This is a genomic window from Micromonospora sp. NPDC049051, assembly GCF_043197575.1.
GTDB lineage: Bacteria > Actinomycetota > Actinomycetes > Mycobacteriales > Micromonosporaceae > Micromonospora.
Genome location: NZ_JBICTL010000002.1, coordinates 872,502 through 889,309, shown reverse-complemented (window position 1 = coordinate 889,309; position 16,808 = coordinate 872,502). Strand labels below are relative to the sequence as shown.

Genomic DNA, 16,808 nt, shown 5'->3' with positions numbered 1-16,808 from the left:
GCGGGCGCCGCGGCGGCGCTCCGACGGGGAGCAGGCTCAGGCCGGGCGGAGCCAGGCCTGGTCGCCCAGGCCGGAGATGTCCAGCACCCGGTGGACCTGCCGCGACGGCAGCACGGTGAGCGCGTCGGGGAACTGCTGGGCCAGCCGGACCACGGCGTGGATCGCCGCCGAGTCGAAGAAGGTGACCGCCCGCAGGTCGAGGGTCAGCCGCTCGGCCGGCTCCCGCAGCGCGGTCTGGAACATGATGTCGGCGGTGGCCATGTCGACCTCGCCGGTCACCAGGACGTGCAGGTGGCCGCCGTCGACCTCCGCGCTGACGGAGAAGACGGGAGATGCGCCACCCCCTTGATCCACGCAGCCACAATGGCACAGCAGGCCTGGCGCGGCAACCGACCGCTCCGGGCGGGCGGTGGCGCGGGTCACCACTGCTCGCGGCGATAAACTCGGGGCATGACCGTCCGTGCGCCGCTGACCCCAGGCACGCTCTCCCCGTTGCGGCCCGTGCCCGCCCACATCGTCCGCCCGGAGTACGTGGGCAAGAAGAGCCCACGCCAGTGGACCGGCTCGCACGTGCAGACCCCGGAGACGATCGAGAAGATGCGGGTCGCCGGTCGACTCGCCGCGCAGGCCACCCAGCTCGCCGGTGAACACTGCAAGCCCGGCGTGACCACCGACGAGATCGACCGGGTCGTGCACGAGTTCCTCTGCGACCACGGCGCCTACCCGTCGACGCTGGGCTACAAGGGCTTCCCCAAGTCCTGCTGCACCAGCCTCAACGAGGTGATCTGCCACGGCATCCCCGACTCGACCGTGCTCCAGGACGGCGACATCATCAACGTCGACGTCACCGCGTACCTCGACGGGGTGCACGGCGACACGGACGCCACCTTCTGCGTGGGCGAGGTCGACGAGGAGCCCCGGCTGCTGGTCGAGCGGACCCACGAGGCGATGATGCGGGGCATCCGCGCGGTGGCCCCGGGCCGCCAGATCAACGTGATCGGCCGGGTCATCGAGTCGTACGCGAAGCGCTTCGGCTACGGCGTCGTACGCGACTTCACCGGCCACGGCATCGGTGAGGCCTTCCACAGCGGGCTCTACGTGCCGCACTACGACAGCCCCCGCCCCACCGACGTGATGGAGCCGGGGATGACCTTCACCATCGAGCCGATGATCACCCTCGGCACCCACCAGTACGACATGTGGGACGACGGCTGGACCGTGGTGACGAAGGACCGCAGGTGGACGGCACAGTTCGAGCACACCATCGTGGTGACCGAGGACGGTCACGAGATCCTGACCCTGCCGTGACGGACACCCCGGCGGCGCTGCGTGAGGCGCACCACGCGGACGTCTCCGGCGGCTGGCTGCGCCCCGCCGTCTTCGGGGCGATGGACGGTCTGGTCACCAACATCGCCCTGATCGCCGGCGTCGCGGGCGGCGGCGTGTCGCCCCGCAGCGTCGTGCTCACCGGCGTGGCCGGCCTGGTGGCCGGCGCCATCTCGATGGGGCTGGGGGAGTACACGAGCGTGCGCTCGGCCAACGAGCAGGTCGCGGCCGAGGTCGCCAAGGAGCGCCGCGAGCTGGAGCGGCACCCCGAGGCCGAGGCGCGCGAGCTGGCCCAGGCGTGGATCGCCCGGGGGCTGCCGCCCGACCTCGCCATGGAGGTGGCCCAGGCCGTCCGGCGCAACCCGGAGGAGGCGCTGCGGGTGCACGTCCGGGAGGAACTCGGCGTCGACCCGGACGAGCAGCCGAGCCCGTGGGCGGCGGCGATCTCGTCGTTCCTGTTCTTCTCGGTCGGGGCGCTGGTGCCGCTGCTGACCTACCTGTTCGGCGCGACGAGCCTGGGGCTGGCGCTCGCGGTCGGCGGGCTCGGGCTCTTCCTGGCCGGCGCGGTGGTCGCCCGGTTCACCGCCCGGCCCTGGTGGTCCGGCGGCCTGCGGCAGCTCCTGCTGGGCGCGGCGGCGGCGGGCGCCACCTACCTCATCGGCGCGCTCATCGGCGTCCAGGGCGGACTCGGCTGAGCCCGGGGCCCCGCCGGCCCGGCTGCGGCGCGGGTCCCTTGGATCGGCTGCGGCGCGGGTGTCGTCGGCTCGGCTGGTAGGAGGTCCCGCCAGCTCGGCCGGGCAAGGAGTGCCGTCAGCCGTCGAGCAGATCGTCGACGGTGCCGTCGACGGGACGGCCCCGGGCCGCCAGCTCCTCCGCCTGGCGGGTCAGCACCGCGCCCACCTCGGTCATGTCCGCGCCCGCCAGACCGGTGCGGCGAACGGCGTCGCCCGGGTCGCGGAAGTAGGTGCGGCTGAGCAGGCCGTTGACCGTGGCCGCCGCCAGCCGCGCCTCGCCGAGCATCAGCAGCGCCTGGTCGGTCTCGTACCACTCGGCCAGCCGGGCGGCCCGGGCGTGCGCCGCGCTGCCCCGGTACCAGGCCCGGCGGGCGGCCGTGCTGAACTCGCCCGGCCGGGCCCGGGCCAGCCGGCCCAGGTGTTCGTCGCGCAGCGTGCGCAGCCAGCCGGTGGGGTCGTGGAGTGCCCGGGTGTTGACGTACCGGTCGGCGGTCAACGGCCACAGTGGAGAGATGACCTGGGCCTGCCGCAGGTAGTCGTCCGCGCCGGCCACGGTCAGGTCGACCAGCACGCCGTCGACCCGCCGGGTCGCCGGGGACGGCCCGCCGCCGGGCCGGTACGTCGCCACCAGCAGCCCGACCTCGCCGTTCCCGCCGCCGTCGTCGTCGCCGTGGGCCAGCGGGCCGTGCACCGCGACCGCCAGCACGTCGGCCGGGAACCGCCGGCGCACCGCGTCGGCGACCCGTTCGGCCACCGCCCACCGCGGGTCGTCCAGGTGGGGTTCGCCGTCGGCGCCGGTCACCCGACCACCCTATTCGCGGGCGGTCGGCCCGCCCGGCTCGCCGCGCCCGGTGGGCACCAGCCGGAAGACGAGGATCTCCCGGTTGCCGGCCCGCTGCGCGTACGTGCGGTAGGCGGGCCACTCGGTGACCAGCAGTGTCCAGAGGCGGTCCCGTTCGGCGCCGGTCGCGATGTCGGCGCGTACCGGGACGTGTCGGCCCTTGACGGCGACCTCGGCGGCGGGATCGGCGCGCAGGTTCATCGCCCAGCCGGGCTGGTGGGCCTGGCCGAAGTTGGAGCCCACCACCACGTACGCGTCGCCGTCGGGCACGTAGAGCAGCGGATTGCTGCGCGGCTTGCCGGAGCGGCGGCCGGTGGTCGTGATGACCAGCGACGGGATGAGCCCGAGCGCGACCACCCGCCCCCGGGTGAGCCGCCCGACCACGCGGTCGGCGGGGACGAGCAGGCGGACGGCGGCACCGAACCAGCGGTGGTGACCGACCCGGCGGGTGAGGGATCCCAGTACGGGCACGGCAGCCAGTGTGCCCGTTCGCGGCCCGTCAGTCGAGACGTCGCTCGATCGGCAGCCGGGACCGGGTGAGGAGTCCCGCGCCGAGCATGGCGACCAGCGGCACCACCACCAGTACGCCGAGCGTGATCCACGGGACCACGACCGGGTACGGCTCCGGGATGGGCCACAGGGCGGCGTACCGGCGGTTGAGGGCGGTCAGGATGATCGACGCGGAGCCGAGGCCGGCGACGATGCCGAGCGCGGAGCCCAGCACGGCGATCACCCCGGACTGGCAGAGCGAGAGCAGCCGGCGCAGCCCCGGGCCGGCGCCGACCGCCGCGAGGGTGGACAGGTCGGCCCGCCCCTCGGCGGCGGCCAGCCCGGTGGCGATGCCGGCGGCGCCCACGGTGATCACCCCGGCTGCGGCGGCCAGCAGGAGCAGCAGCGGCCGTCCCGCGTTGGCCTGGGCGCCCTGGTCGATCTCCACGTGCGCGCCGAGCGGCCGTACGGCGGCGACGAACCGGTCCTGCCGGTCCTCGTCGGGCGCGCCGTCGGCGGTGATCGCCCAGCCGAGCGGGTGGACGCGCAGACCGAGCCGCTCGGCGGCCGCCGGTGAGAGCAGCAGCCGGTCCGCCCCCAGCGCGGTGGGCAGCGGATACGCGGCGACGGTGGTGACGGCCGGGGAATCGGGCCGGGCCTGCCCGGCGCGGGTCACCCGCACGTCGACCCGACCGTCGCGCACGTAGCGCGGATCGGTGACCACCGCGCCGCCGGCCCGCAGCACGGCGGTGGCGGCGGCGATGTCCTCGGTGGCGGCGTCGGTGAGTACCGGCAGCGCCGTGCCGTCGTCCACCAGCACGTGGAAGTACCGGCCGTAGTGGTCCTCCGGTCCCGTGCAGCGGGCGTCCGCGCGGGCCCGTCGCTGCTCCGCCTGGCTCAGCCCGTCGCCCGGCGTCCACGGGCAGACGCGCTCGGCCGGCAGCACCGGCGAGACCACGCACAGGTCGGTGGCCGTCCCGCACCGGGGCTCCGCCAGCGGCGCCACCGTCCGGCCTCCCAGGTGGGCGCGCGCGGCCTCGCTGACCCGGGACAGATCGGGCAGGCTAACCCCGTCCGATCCGGTGACCAGCACCGTGGCGGCCGGCAGGGTCGGCAGGTACATCGTGGCCGACCGGGCGTCGTCGCTGGCCAGGTACACCCCGACGGCGACGCTGCCGGCGACCGCCGCCATCACGGCGGAGATCGCGGGCGCGGTCGACGACCGGTTGCGGCTGGCGTCGCGCAGCGCGATCCGGGGCGCCAGCGGCAGCGACCGCCCGAGGCGGGCGAGCAGGCCGACGAGCGTCGGGGTGGCGAAGACCAGGCCCAGCTCGCCGAGGACGAGGCCGGCCAGGATGACCGCCGGCGCCGTCCGGGCCGCCCCGAACGCGGCCACCGCGGCCCCGCCGACGGCCAGGACCGCCCCGACGGTCAACCAGCGCCGCCGGTGTGCCGGCGGGGTCCGCCGGCCGGCCAGCCCCGCCACCACGTCCTGCCGGGCGGCCGTCCAGGCCGGGGCGAGCGCGGCCAGCACTCCGGCCAGCACCGCGACGGCGGCGATCGCCGCGATCGCCTCCGGCCACCAGCGGTACGCGCCGAAGCGCACGCCGAAGAGGTGCTGCTCCACGAGGGAGCGGCCGGCGAACGCGGCGGCGACGCCCAGCGTGACCCCGACGACGGCGCCGAGCGCGCCCAGCACCACGCCGTCGGCCAGCACGATCCGGCGCAGGTGGACGTCGTCCCCGCCGGCCACGGCGACCAGCGCGAGGTCCCGGCGCCGCCGCCGTACGCCGACCGCGAAGGCCGGCCCGACGAGCAGCACCACCTCCAGTAGTCCCAGCCCGCCGACGAGCACCGAGACGCTCATCCCCTCCACGTCCAGGGGGGAGCGGCCGTACGGCGGGAACGTGACGGTGCCCGACGCCGGAGCGGGGACACGGGCGTGCACCAGGACGCCGTGCGCGTTGAGCCGGCGGAACAGGGTCTCGTCGGGGGCGCCGGGCAGGTCGACCAGCCAGCTCGTGCCCGGCTCGGTCTCCATCCGCCCGTCCGACGGGTGCAGCGTCACCACCGGGCCCAGGTCGTCGGGGTACTCGGCCACCCCGACCACCCGCCAGGAGCGCACGCCGTCGCCGGAGGTGACGGTGCCGCCGAGGCGGACGTCGAGGCGGCGCAGGCCCGCCGGGCTGACGGCGATCTCGCCCGGCCCGGCCGGCGCCCGCCCCGAGTGGAACCGGACGAGTCCCCGGCCGAGCGGATCGGCGAGGTCCACGGCGCGTCCCGTGAGGGTGTCGTCGACCCGCTCGCCGATCCGGGCGTCGAACGACACCCAGCGGCGCAGCGGGATGACGCGGCTCCCGGCCGGCAGGAGGGCGGTCACCTGCTCGGCGGTGACGGGCTCGGCCGGGGGAGCCTCCTCCGGGTCGGTGCGCCAGGTCTCGGCCCAGGCGCTCTGCACGATCGGGATCCGCGTCACCCAGTTCAGCTCCGCGTCGGCCGCGCCGAGCTGACGGTCGGCCCGCTCCACCGGGGTCAGCTCGGACATCCGCCAGCTCACGGCGGTGAAGGTCAGCACCAGCACCGGAAGCGTGATCATCGCGAGCACCAGCGCCGTACGCCCCCGCGCCCGCCGGGCCTCGCGCCGGGCGATCCGCAGCGCGGCCCACCAGGAGCCGGTCGCCCGGGCGAGCCGGCCGCCCCGGCCCGCGCTCACCGACCGCTGCCGCTCAGCAGCTGCTCCACGCTGCCCAGTGGCGCCGTCGTGTCGACCAGCACCCCGTCGCGCAGGAAGACCACCCGGTCCGCCCAGGCGGCGTGCCGCGCCTCGTGGGTGACCAGCACGGCGGCGGCTCCGGCGTCGACCCGCCGGCGCAGCAGGTGCAGCACCGCCTCCCCGGTCTGCGAGTCCAGCGCGCCGGTCGGCTCGTCGGCGAGCACGAGCCGGCGTTCCCCGACGAGCGCGCGGGCGATCGCCACCCGCTGCTGCTGCCCGCCGGAGAGCTGGTCGGGGAACCGGTCGCCCAGCTCGGGCAGGCCCACCTCGGCCAGCGCGTCCAGCGCGAGGCGGCGGGCCCGCCGTACGCCCGTCCCGTCGAGTTCGAGGGGGAGGGCGACGTTCTCCACGGCGCTGAGGCTGCCGAGCAGGTTGAGGTCCTGGAAGACGTAGCCGATGCGGCGGCGCCGCACCTGGGCCAGCCGCCGCCGGTCGAGGGCGCCGAGCGGCTCGCCCTCGACGTACACCTCGCCCGCCGTGGGGCCGTCCAGCCCGCCGGCCAGGGCGAGCAGGGTCGACTTCCCGGAGCCGGACGGCCCCATCACGGCGACGAGTTCCCCCGCGTGCACGGTGAGGCTGACGCCGCGCAGCGCGTGCACGGCCGCCGCGCCGGCGCCGTGGGTGCGGTGCACGGCCCGTACGTCGAGCACGGGCGTGGCGGGGTTCCCGCCCGCCGGCCCGTTCCCCGTGCTCACCGTCTCGCCTCCTGGTCCGTCCGGTCCACCGCCTCGGCGGGCGTCGTCGGCACGCGCCCGGGCTCCGTCGGACGGTAGCGCACCAGGCTCGTCTCGCAGTGGTCCAGCCAGCGCACCTCGGCCTCGGCCTGGAAGACCATGGCGTCCAGCACCAGCCGCCACGGCAGGTCCTCGGGGCGGTCGCTGGCGTACTTCAACCGGGTCAACTCCTGCAACGCCCGCATGGTCGCGCTGCGCTGGGTCTGCACCACCGACCGGACGTCGACCCCGGGGGTGGTCAGCGCGAGGGCCAGCTTGATGGCCAGCTCGTCGCGAGGGCGGTCGGTGCGGCTGATCGGGGTGGCGAACCACAGGGCCAGGTCCGCCCGTCCGGCGTCGGTGATCTCGTACGGGCGCTGTCCCGCCTCGCTCTCGGGCAGCGACCGGACCAGCCCGTCGCGCTCGAGGCGGGACAGGGTGGTGTAGACCTGCCCGATGTTCAGCGGCCAGGTCGAGCCGGTCGACTCCTCGAACGCGGCGCGGAGCTGGTAGCCGTACATCTGGCCGCGTTCGAGCAGGGCGAGCAGCCCGTGACGGATGGACATGGCTCCGGAGTATGCATACCTGGTATGCGACCCGCAACCGGAGTCGCGGACTACGGGCCGGGCAGGTCAGCTGGGGCGGCCCGGGAAGGGCACCGTGAGCGGGGTGATGCCGGCCGTCCGCCGCCAGCGGGTGGCCCGCAGGGCGTACTCGACCAGGGCGGCCAGGGCCTTGTCCCGGTCGGCGCCGGTGGTGGCCGGCACCGCCGCCCGCCAGAACGCGGCCGTGCGCTCCTCCACCTCGACGGCCAGCCGCAGCGCGCTCGCCCGGTCGGTGACCGGGAACGGCAGCGTGTAGCCGGCCCGGTCCGGCGGGACGCTCCCGCCGCCGGCGCTCAACTGCACGATCAGGTCGTCGCGGCGGCGCCGGTGCGCGGCCTCCGCCTCCCTCGCGGCGTTCCGGGCGGCGCCGGTGAGGCGTACCCCGATCGGCCCGTACGCCCAGATCGCCGCGTACTCGGCGGTGAGCGCCGCGCCGAGCGCCCCGGCCGGCCCGGTGGGTGTGGGTGCGGTCACTTCAACGCCTCCACGTGCGTGGCCCGGGCGGCGGCGATCGAGGCGAGCAGCGCGGCCCGCTCGGCCGGCGCCGCCGCGCAGGCCCTGGTCGCCGACTCGCGGCCGGCGCGTTCGTCCTCGCGCAGCGCGGCCCGCGCCGCCACCGGGTCGCCCGGCGCGGCGGGCGTGGGCGTGGCGGACGCCGAGGGCAGCGGTACGCCGATGACCCGGGCCAGTTCGGTCGCGTGCGCGTGGTGCGCCTCGGCGATCGGGGTGAGCAGGCCGGCGAGCGTGGGGTGCGCGGCGGCGGCGTCCCGGTGTCCGGCGGCGAGCCGGAGCGACTCGTCGAGCAGTGGCGTGAGCGGGTCGGGCCCGGGTGCGGGGTCGTCGCCGCGGTCGAGGAGGCCGCAGCCGGTCAGCGGCGCCGCCGCCCCGCCGAGCGCCAGGAGGACCCCGGCGCGCAGCACCTTCCGCCGGGAGTGCCCGGTCGTCCCGCCGCGTCGTGTCGTTCTGCCGGTCGCCACCAGACAAGTCAACACCATCACCGGCCGTACGTGGGCCACCGGCGTCGGTGCGCCGCCCGGCCCGGTACCCGGCAGGCGCGTTACGCTCTGCGCAGCCGCCGGCGCTCAGCTCCGGTGGCGTGCCGGCATGGCGGCCGATCGGTGCCGTCGATCAGCAGGAGGGTGCGGAGATGACGCAGCGTGGCCGTGCCACGAGGTCGACGGGTCCGGCGGGGAGGCCCCGACGCGCCGACGCCCCCAGGGGCGGGGAGCGTGCCGGCGGCCCGCGCGGCGACCTCGCCGCCCGGCGGGCCCGGCTGCGCGAGGTGATCGAGCCGGTGGTCGTCGGCGCCGGTTACGACCTGGAGGAGCTCTCCGTCTCCCGGGCCGGCCGGCGGCACGTGGTGCGGGTGATCGTGGACGCCGACGGCGGGATCAACCTGGACGCCGTCGCCGAGGTGTCCCGGGCCGTCTCCGCGGCCCTCGACGCGGCCGAGGAGGCCGGGGGCGACATCGTCGCCGGGGAGTACCAGCTGGAGGTCAGCTCCCCCGGCGTGGACCGGCCGCTCACCCTCCCCCGGCACTGGCGGCGCAACGTCGGCCGGCTGGTCAAGGTGACCGCGCGCGGCGCGGGCTCCCCGGCCGGGCAGCCCGCCGGCGACCGGCAGGTCACCGGCCGGGTGGTCGAGGCCGACGACGAGCGCGTGGTGCTGGAGACCGACGCCGGCCGCGCCACCTGGACGTACGCAGAGCTCGGCCCCGGCCGGGTGCAGGTCGAGTTCCACCGCCTCGGCGAGATCGAGGAGGCGGACGAACCCGACGACATGGACGACACCGACGACTTCGACGACGAAGATGATGATGTGGAGGACGAGGAGAGGTGAACATCGACCTCGCGGCGCTGCGCGCACTCGAGCGCGAGCGGGAGATCCCGTTCGACACGATCCTCGCGGCGATCGAGACCGCGTTGCTGACCGCCTACCGGCACACCGAGGGCGCGGAACCGCACGCCCGGGTGGAGATCGACCGTAAGTCCGGTGCCGCCCTGGTCTACGCCCAGGAGCTGGGCGACGACGGCACCGTCGTACGGGAGTGGGACGACACCCCGCACGACTTCGGCCGGATCGCCGCCATGACCGCCAAGCAGGTGATCCTCCAGCGGCTGCGGGAGGCCACCGACGAGGTGCACTTCGGCGAGTACGTGGGCCGCGACGGTGACCTGGTCACCGGTGTGGTGCAGGCGCACGAGGCGCGCAGCGAGAAGGGCATCGTCAGCGTCGACCTCGGCAAGCTGGAGGGGGTGCTGCCCCAGTCCGAGCAGGTCCCCGGCGAGCGCTACGCGCACGGCGAGCGGATCCGCTGCGTGGTGGTGCACGTGGCCAAGGGGATGCGCGGCCCGCAGATCACCCTCTCCCGGTCGCACCCGGCGCTGGTGAAGAAGCTCTTCGCGCTCGAGGTGCCGGAGATCGCCGACGGCACGGTCGAGATCGGCGCGATCGCACGTGAGGCAGGTCACCGTACGAAGATCGCGGTGCGGTCCACCACCCAGGGCGTCAACGCCAAGGGCGCCTGCATCGGGCCGATGGGACAACGGGTTCGGGCCGTGATGAGCGAGTTGCACGGCGAGAAGATCGACATCATCGACTGGTCGGACGACCCCGCGACGTTCGTCGGCAACGCCCTGTCGCCGGCCAAGGCCCTGCGGGTCGAGGTGGTCGACCTGGCCAGCCGCACCGCCCGGGTCACCGTCCCGGACTTCCAGCTCTCCCTCGCCATCGGCCGGGAGGGGCAGAACGCCCGACTTGCTGCCCGGTTGACCGGTTGGCGGATCGACATCCGGTCCGACGCCGAGCAGGCCGGCGCCTCCGGCCGGGGCGGAGCTGATCACGTCCCGGAACCGGGCGGCGCGATCTCGGGCGCCTAGGGGTAGACTTTCTCCAGTGGTACGACGCGCGCTGCCGGAGCGCACCTGTGTGGGTTGCCGGCGACGTGCGCCGGCCAGCGAATTGCTGCGGATCGTCGCGGTCGGCGACGGGGCTGGTCACAGTCTTCGGCCCGATCCGGCCCGCAGGCTGCCGGGTCGGGGAGCGAACATGCACCCGGATCCGGCCTGCTTCGCGCAAGCGGTGCGGCGACGCGCTTTCGGGCGCGCGCTGCGCATCAGCGGGGTCCCCGACCACGGTGAGCTCGCGGAGCACGTCGATGCGCCAACCACTACGTCCGGTCAACCCGACCGGGCGAGGGTCGCTAGCAAGGTAGGACGACCGACATGAGCACACGATGAAGTCCCTGAAATGACCAGGCTTCAAGTGCACGAGTGAGGTCGCTGCGGGTGCTGCCCGCACGACCTCGGAGTGAGGAGTGCAGTGGCAGGTAAGGCCCGCGTACACGAGCTTGCAAAAGAGCTCGGGGTCGAAAGCAAGACCGTTCTCGCCAAGCTCAAGGAGATGGGCGAGTTCGTGAAGTCCGCGTCCAGCACCGTCGAGGCGCCCGTCGCCCGACGGCTGCGTAGCGCGTTCGTCGCCGGAGCCGGATCTCCGGCGCCGGCCGCCCCGCCGGCGGCCGCCCCGGCGCCGACCCCGACCCCGACGCCCTCCCCGGCCCCCGGTGGCCCCCGGATCTCGGCCAAGCCGATGCCGCCCCGGCGGCCGGCCGCGCCGACGCCCGGCCCGAAGCCCAAGGGCCCGGTGCCCGGTCCGCCGCAGCCCGCGGCCCCGGTCGCCAAGCCGGCGAGTGCCCACGACATCGAGGTGGCGGCCGCCGAGGCACGTGCCGCCGCGCTGAAGGCCGAGCAGGAGGCGGCGGTCAAGGCCGCCCAGGCCGCTCGGCAGCAGCAGCGTGAGAACGTCCGCCGGGAGCCCCCGGCGGACGGTGGCAACCGTCCCGGTCCCCGACCGGGTCCGGGTGCCATGCCGCCGCGTCCGGGTTCCCCGGCCGCCGGCCGTCCCGGCGCTCCGACGCCGGGCCCGGGTGGCCGTCCGGGCGGGCGTCCGCCGGCGCGCGGCGCCGGTAACAACCCGTTCGGCATCCAGGGCAGCCAGCAGCAGCGGCCTCCGGCCGCCGGTGCCGGTGGTCCCCGGCCGAGCCCGGCCGGCATGCCGCCGCGTCCGAGCCCGGCCTCCATGCCGCCGCGTCCGAGCCCGGCGTCCATGCCGAGCCAGCGTCCCTCCACCGGCCGTCCCGGCCCCGGTGGCGCCGGTCGCCCCGGTGGCGGCGCGGGTCGTCCCGGTGGCGGTGGCGGTGGCTTCCGTGGCGGTCCCGGTGGCGGCGGTGGCGGTGGCTTCCGTGGCGGTCCCGGTGGCGGCGGCGGTGGCGGTGGCTACCGTGGCGGTCCCGGTGGCGGCGGCGGTGCTCCGGGCGGCGGTTTCCGTCCGGGTGCTCCCGCCGGTGGCGGTGGTCGCCCCGGTGGTGGCGGTCGTGGCCGTGGTGGCGGCGCGGCGGGTGCCTTCGGGCGTCCCGGCGGCCGGCCGACGCGCGGTCGCAAGTCCAAGAAGCAGCGCAGACAGGAGTTCGACAACCTGTCGGCCCCGACCATGAGCTCGGGTGCCCCCCGGGGTCAGGGTCAGGTCGTCCGGCTCTCCCGTGGCGCCTCGCTGTCGGACTTCGCCGACAAGATCAACGCCAACCCGGGCTCGCTGGTCCAGGAGATGTTCAACCTGGGCGAGATGGTCACGGCGACCCAGTCGTGCTCCGACGACACCCTGCTGCTGCTGGGTGAGCACCTCGGCTTCAACGTGCAGATCGTCAGCCCGGAGGACGAGGACCGCGAGCTGCTCGCGCAGTTCAACATCGACCTCGACGCCGAGGTCGCGGAGGACCGCCTGGTCAGCCGTGCGCCGGTGGTGACCGTCATGGGTCACGTCGACCACGGTAAGACCAAGCTGCTCGACGCGATCCGCAAGGCGAACGTCGTGGCCGGCGAGGCGGGCGGCATCACCCAGCACATCGGTGCCTACCAGGTCCACGTGCCGCACGAGGGCGAGGACCGCGCGGTGACCTTCATCGACACCCCGGGTCACGAGGCGTTCACCGCCATGCGTGCCCGTGGTGCCCAGGTCACCGACATCGTGGTGCTGGTCGTCGCGGCCGACGACGGTGTCATGCCGCAGACGATCGAGGCGTTGAACCACGCCAAGGCGGCCGACGTGCCGATCGTGGTGGCGGTCAACAAGGTCGACAAGCCGGAGGCGAACCCGGACAAGGTCCGCCAGCAGCTGACCGAGTACGGCCTGGTCGCCGAGGAGTACGGCGGCGACACCATGTTCGTCAACGTGGCGGCGAAGCCGGGCATCGGCATCGACGAGCTGCTCGAGGCGGTCCTGCTGACCGCCGACGCGTCGCTGGAGCTGACCGCTCCGATCGACGGTCCGGCGCAGGGTGTGGCCATCGAGGCGCACCTGGACAAGGGCCGCGGCGCGGTGGCGACGGTGCTGGTGCAGAAGGGCACCCTGCGGGCGGGCGACTCCATCGTCGCCGGCGGGGCGCACGGCCGGGTCCGGGCGATGCTCGACGAGAACGGCAACCAGGTCGCCGAGGCAGGTCCGGCCCGTCCGGTCCTGGTGCTCGGTCTGACCGCGGTGCCCGGTGCCGGTGACACGTTCCTGGCGGCCGAGGACGACCGCACGGTGCGTCAGATCGCCGAGCAGCGGCAGGCACGGCGGCGGGCGGCGTCCTTCGCCAACTCGCGCGGCCGGGCCACCCTCGAGACGCTCATGGAGCAGCTCAAGGAGGGCGAGAAGACCTCGCTCAACCTGGTGCTCAAGGGCGACGTCTCCGGTTCCGTGGAGGCCCTCGAGGATGCGCTGTTCAACCTCGACATCCCGGAGGAGGTCCAGCTCAGGATCATCCACCGGGGCGTGGGTGCGATCACCGAGAGCGACGTCATGCTGGCGAGCGCGTCGTCCGAGCCGGTCACGATCATCGGCTTCAACGTGCGGGCCGCCAACAAGGTCCGCGAGATCGCCGACCGCGAGGCTGTGGAGATCCGGTACTACACCGTGATCTACCAGGCCATCGAGGAGATCGAGGCGGCGCTCAAGGGCCTGCTCAAGCCGGAGTACGAGGAGGTCGAGCTGGGCACCGCGGAGATCCGCGACGTCTTCCGCTCGTCCAAGATCGGCAACATCTCCGGTTGCATCGTCCGGTCGGGCATCATCCGGCGCAACGCCAAGGCGCGCCTGCTGCGGGACGGGTCGGTGGTGGCGGACAACCTCACCGTCAGCTCGCTCAAGCGCTTCAAGGACGACGCCACGGAGGTGCGCGAGGGCTTCGAGTGTGGTCTGACCCTGGGTGGTTACAACAACGTCCAGGTCGGCGACGTCATCGAGACCTTCGAGATGCGGGAGAAGGCTCGTTCCTGATCCGGTGAACCACTGATCGAGGGGTTTACGTCGAGAGGCGTAAACCCCTTGATCATGTGGGGGTCCGGACGGGTATCGTCCGGGGCGATGTTCACCGGAACCGCGGTCTTCGACCTGCTGCTGCCGGGCGACTCCCGGTCGCTCAAGGCCAAGAGATCATACGTACGGCCGATCGTGGCGGCGTTGCGCCGCTTCGAGGTCTCGGCCGCCGAAGTCGGAGCGCTCGACCTGCACGGTCGGGCCGAGATCGCCGTGGCCGTGGTGGCCGCCGAGGCGTCGCACGTCCGCGAGGTGCTGGACTCGTGCGAGCGCCTGGTGGCCGGCCGGCCGGAGACCGAGCTGCTCTCGGTGCGCCGGCGGCTGTACGGCGAAGAGGATTGACCCCGGCGACGCCAGTCGGCCGGGCGGCCGGGACGCAGCCGGCGCCGCGCGGCACGGGTGGCCACGCGGGTAGTGTTCGAGTTGTTGGCCGGTCGGCTCCGGGGGCGCTCCGCGTCGCCGGTGACGGTCGGGAGCGGGACGCCGTGGAGGTGCGAGATGTCGGATCCGGCCAAGGTACGCCGGCACGCGGAACGGGTGCGTGAACTGGTCGCGTCGGTGGTGCGCAGCCAGATCAAGGACCCCCGGCTCGGCATGATCACCATCACCGACGCCCGGATCACCGCCGACCTGCGCGACGCGACCGTCTTCTACACGGTGCTCGGCGACGCGGCGGCCCAGGCGGGCACGGCGGCGGCCCTGGAGAGCGCGAAGGGCATGCTGCGCAGCACCGTCGGCAAGGCGCTCGGGCTGCGGCACTCGCCGACGCTGACCTTCGTCCTGGACGACGTGCAGGATCAGGTCAAGCACATCGACGACCTGCTCGCCCAGGCCCGCAACGCCGACGCGGAGGTGCAGCGCCTCGCCGCCCGCGCCGAGTACGCGGGCGAGCCCCAGCCGTACCGGCTGGAGGAGGACGAGGACGGCGACGAGGCGCGCGACGAGGACGAGACCCCGCCCCGGGGCGGGGATCCGAGGTGACGGAGCCCTCCGGTGGCCCGGCCGGTGGCGCCCTCGCCGAGGCGGCGCTCCCGGCCGACTCCGGCCCGACCGGGGCGGGGCTTCCGGCCGACCCCGGCCCGGGCGCACTGGGGCTCCCGGCCCACGCCGCCCTGGGTGCGGCGCCACCGGCCGATCCCGGACCTGGTGCGGCGGCGTTTCCGGTCGACTCCGGCCCGAGCGAGGCGGAATGGGCCGCCGCCGTCGCGGCCGTGCGGGATCTGCCGCCGGACGGGCGGGTGCTGCTGATCTGCCACGTCAACCCCGACGGGGACGCGCTGGGCAGCATGCTCGGCTTCGGGCTCGGGCTGCTCCGGCTCGGTGTGCGGCGGATGCAGGCGACCTTCCCCGGCCCGCCGGAGGTGCCGGAGCAGTTGCGGGGACTGCCCGGGCTGGACCTGCTGGTGCCGGCCCCGGAGGCGTACCCCGACCCGGACCTGGTGATCTGCTTCGACGCGGCCAGCGAGTCGCGCCTCGGCGACCTGGTCGACCGGCTGGAGACCGCCGGCGCCGCGTTGGTGCTCGACCACCACGGGTCGAACACCCGCTTCGGACGGATCAACCTGGTGGACCCGCACGCGGCGGCCACCTCGGTGGTCGCCGAGGAGCTGCTCGCCCGGCTCGGCGTTCCGCTGGACGCCGGGATCGCGGAGTGTCTCTACGTCGCGCTGAGCACCGACACCGGTTCGTTCCGGTTCGAGGCGACGACTCCGGCGGTGCACCAGCTGGCGGCCCGGCTGCTGGCCACGGGCATCCGGCCCGGCGAGATCTCCCGCCGGATCTTCGACACCCGGCCGTTCGGCGCCGTACGCCTCTTCGGGGAGGTGCTCGGCCGGGCCCGACTGGAGCCGGCCGCGGCCGCCGGGCACGGTCTGGTGTGGACGTACGCGACGCAGGACGACCTGGCCCGGCACGACCAGCGCCCGTACGTGCTGGAGGCGCTGATCGACTCGGTCCGGTGCACGGCCGAGGCCGACGTGAGCTGCGTGGTCAAGCAGACGCCGACCGGCGACTGGGCGGTGTCGATGCGCAGCAAGGGCGCGGTGGACGTCAGCCGGGTGGCGGTCGCGCTGGGCGGCGGCGGGCACCGCTTCGCGGCGGGCTTCACCGGTTCGGGCACCGTCGACGAGGTCGTCGACCGGATCCGCGCGGAGCTCGACGGCGCGCTGACCGGCTCCGGCCGGGACTGAACGGAAAGGGCCGGGCACAGGAAGATCAGGGTGAGCTCGGGGAGTGTCCGTCTTCCCGGTTCCGGCGAGTACGGGGAGAATCGCGAGATGGAACAGCCCCACGACCTCACCGTCGAGGCGCCTCGCGCCTGGGACCGTCCCGCCGTCACCGTGCCGGTGCTGGTCTGCCTCTCGCTGGTCGGCGGCCGGTTCCCGTCCTTCTCGACCGAGGCCAATCTCTGGACCCTCGGCACCGGCGGGGTGCTGATCTGGCTGGGTCTGAGCAACCGGGTGCCCCGACGGCCCGCGCCACGCCGGCTGGGCGCCCCGGCGGCCTGGTGGGCCCTGCCGGTGGTGGTCTTCGGCGTCTTCGAGGGGGCCACCTTCGTGATGGCTGCGGGGGACGAGTTCCCCACCTTCTCCCGGCTGGCCGATCCGCTGCTGGAGGACCAGTTGGTCCGCTCGGCGGCCTGGCTGGGCTGGCTGGCGGCGTTCTGGGGGTTGGTGCGGCGATGATGCGGATGGTGGCCATCGGTGGGTTCCTGGTCTCGCTGGTGCTCTTCGCCGCCGTCGAGTGGGCGGCCCGCCGGGAGGGTTCCCGGATCCCCACGCTCGGCGAGGTCTGCGCGTACGTGATGCGCTACGAGGTGGGCCCGGTGCCGGTCGGCCGGATCGGGTTGTTCGGCTTCTGGTGGTGGCTGGGCTGGCACTTCCTGGCCCGCTGACCCCCGCCCCTGCCGCATCCCGGGGGAGCCCGTGACGCGGGCCGGGCCGGGGCGGACGTGAGTCCAAATCGCGGGAACA

The 16,808-nt window shown here is 74.8% G+C and carries 19 protein-coding genes; 11 read left to right on the top strand and 8 right to left on the bottom strand.

From position 1 onward, the window contains the following. Positions 1 to 36 precede the first annotated feature (36 nt). The gene (locus tag ACGFIR_RS11230) at positions 37 to 354 is read right to left on the bottom strand and encodes an STAS domain-containing protein (protein WP_393004295.1); all 318 of its coding nucleotides are present in this window, start codon (positions 352 to 354) and stop codon (positions 37 to 39) included. 96 nt (positions 355 to 450) lie between these two features. Here ACGFIR_RS11230 and map point away from each other — a divergent pair, with 96 nt between their 5' ends. Together map and ACGFIR_RS11220 are read left to right on the top strand one after the other, a co-directional pair. Next, positions 451 to 1,308 carry a type I methionyl aminopeptidase gene (gene map, locus ACGFIR_RS11225; protein WP_393144524.1) on the top strand — a complete coding sequence of 286 codons (858 nt, stop codon included), beginning with the start codon at positions 451 to 453 and terminating at the stop codon, positions 1,306 to 1,308. Beyond that, positions 1,305 to 2,021: a VIT1/CCC1 transporter family protein gene (locus ACGFIR_RS11220; protein WP_393144522.1), complete on the top strand. Its 717-nt coding sequence runs from the start codon at positions 1,305 to 1,307 to the stop codon at positions 2,019 to 2,021. The genes map and ACGFIR_RS11220 overlap by 4 nt, the downstream gene beginning before the upstream one ends. 115 nt (positions 2,022 to 2,136) lie before the next feature. Here the strand turns inward: ACGFIR_RS11220 and ACGFIR_RS11215 are convergent, their stop codons facing one another. The 7 genes from ACGFIR_RS11215 to ACGFIR_RS11185 all read right to left on the bottom strand — a co-directional run bounded on the left by ACGFIR_RS11215 (position 2,137) and on the right by ACGFIR_RS11185 (position 8,401). After that, the gene (locus ACGFIR_RS11215) at positions 2,137 to 2,862 is read right to left on the bottom strand and encodes a nucleotidyltransferase domain-containing protein (RefSeq protein ID WP_393004289.1); all 726 of its coding nucleotides are present in this window, start codon (positions 2,860 to 2,862) and stop codon (positions 2,137 to 2,139) included. A 9-nt stretch (positions 2,863 to 2,871) separates the two neighbouring features. Further along, positions 2,872 to 3,372, bottom strand: a complete 501-nt coding sequence (locus ACGFIR_RS11210; RefSeq protein ID WP_393004287.1) for a nitroreductase/quinone reductase family protein — start codon at positions 3,370 to 3,372, stop codon at positions 2,872 to 2,874. A gap of 28 nt (positions 3,373 to 3,400) precedes the next feature. Then, positions 3,401 to 6,103 carry an FtsX-like permease family protein gene (locus ACGFIR_RS11205; RefSeq protein ID WP_393004285.1) on the bottom strand — a complete coding sequence of 901 codons (2,703 nt, stop codon included), beginning with the start codon at positions 6,101 to 6,103 and terminating at the stop codon, positions 3,401 to 3,403. Then, positions 6,100 to 6,858, bottom strand: a complete 759-nt coding sequence (locus tag ACGFIR_RS11200; protein ID WP_393004283.1) for an ABC transporter ATP-binding protein — start codon at positions 6,856 to 6,858, stop codon at positions 6,100 to 6,102. Before ACGFIR_RS11200 ends, ACGFIR_RS11205 begins: the two co-directional genes overlap by 4 nt. Continuing rightward, positions 6,855 to 7,442, bottom strand: coding sequence for a PadR family transcriptional regulator (locus ACGFIR_RS11195; RefSeq protein WP_393004281.1), 588 nt, complete (start codon positions 7,440 to 7,442; stop codon positions 6,855 to 6,857). Before ACGFIR_RS11195 ends, ACGFIR_RS11200 begins: the two co-directional genes overlap by 4 nt. 66 nt (positions 7,443 to 7,508) lie before the next feature. Beyond that, positions 7,509 to 7,955, bottom strand: a complete 447-nt coding sequence (locus ACGFIR_RS11190) for a ferritin-like domain-containing protein (protein WP_393004279.1) — start codon at positions 7,953 to 7,955, stop codon at positions 7,509 to 7,511. Further along, positions 7,952 to 8,401 carry a hypothetical protein gene (locus ACGFIR_RS11185; protein WP_393004725.1) on the bottom strand — a complete coding sequence of 150 codons (450 nt, stop codon included), beginning with the start codon at positions 8,399 to 8,401 and terminating at the stop codon, positions 7,952 to 7,954. The genes ACGFIR_RS11190 and ACGFIR_RS11185 overlap by 4 nt, the downstream gene beginning before the upstream one ends. 227 nt (positions 8,402 to 8,628) lie before the next feature. Here ACGFIR_RS11185 and rimP point away from each other — a divergent pair, with 227 nt between their 5' ends. The 9 genes from rimP (at position 8,629) to ACGFIR_RS11140 (ending at position 16,729) form a co-directional block, all read left to right on the top strand. Then, positions 8,629 to 9,321, top strand: a complete 693-nt coding sequence (gene rimP, locus ACGFIR_RS11180; RefSeq protein WP_393004277.1) for a ribosome maturation factor RimP — start codon at positions 8,629 to 8,631, stop codon at positions 9,319 to 9,321. Beyond that, positions 9,318 to 10,361 carry a transcription termination factor NusA gene (gene nusA, locus ACGFIR_RS11175; RefSeq protein ID WP_393004275.1) on the top strand — a complete coding sequence of 348 codons (1,044 nt, stop codon included), beginning with the start codon at positions 9,318 to 9,320 and terminating at the stop codon, positions 10,359 to 10,361. Before rimP ends, nusA begins: the two co-directional genes overlap by 4 nt. A 16-nt stretch (positions 10,362 to 10,377) precedes the next feature. Beyond that, positions 10,378 to 10,710, top strand: a complete 333-nt coding sequence (locus ACGFIR_RS11170) for a YlxR family protein (RefSeq protein WP_393004273.1) — start codon at positions 10,378 to 10,380, stop codon at positions 10,708 to 10,710. Between the two features lie 93 nt (positions 10,711 to 10,803). Further along, entirely contained in the window at positions 10,804 to 13,797 is a 2,994-nt protein-coding gene (gene infB, locus ACGFIR_RS11165; protein WP_393004271.1) for a translation initiation factor IF-2, read from the top strand. A gap of 87 nt (positions 13,798 to 13,884) precedes the next feature. After that, positions 13,885 to 14,178, top strand: coding sequence for a DUF503 domain-containing protein (locus tag ACGFIR_RS11160; RefSeq protein ID WP_101414636.1), 294 nt, complete (start codon positions 13,885 to 13,887; stop codon positions 14,176 to 14,178). A 156-nt stretch (positions 14,179 to 14,334) separates the two neighbouring features. Next, the gene (gene rbfA / locus ACGFIR_RS11155; RefSeq protein ID WP_393004269.1) at positions 14,335 to 14,817 is read left to right on the top strand and encodes a 30S ribosome-binding factor RbfA; all 483 of its coding nucleotides are present in this window, start codon (positions 14,335 to 14,337) and stop codon (positions 14,815 to 14,817) included. 131 nt (positions 14,818 to 14,948) lie between these two features. Beyond that, positions 14,949 to 16,025, top strand: coding sequence for a bifunctional oligoribonuclease/PAP phosphatase NrnA (locus ACGFIR_RS11150; RefSeq protein WP_393004723.1), 1,077 nt, complete (start codon positions 14,949 to 14,951; stop codon positions 16,023 to 16,025). 87 nt (positions 16,026 to 16,112) lie between these two features. Further along, positions 16,113 to 16,520, top strand: a complete 408-nt coding sequence (locus ACGFIR_RS11145; protein ID WP_393004267.1) for a hypothetical protein — start codon at positions 16,113 to 16,115, stop codon at positions 16,518 to 16,520. After that, positions 16,520 to 16,729, top strand: coding sequence for a DUF6186 family protein (locus ACGFIR_RS11140; RefSeq protein WP_393004721.1), 210 nt, complete (start codon positions 16,520 to 16,522; stop codon positions 16,727 to 16,729). The genes ACGFIR_RS11145 and ACGFIR_RS11140 overlap by 1 nt, the downstream gene beginning before the upstream one ends. Positions 16,730 to 16,808 lie beyond the last annotated feature (79 nt).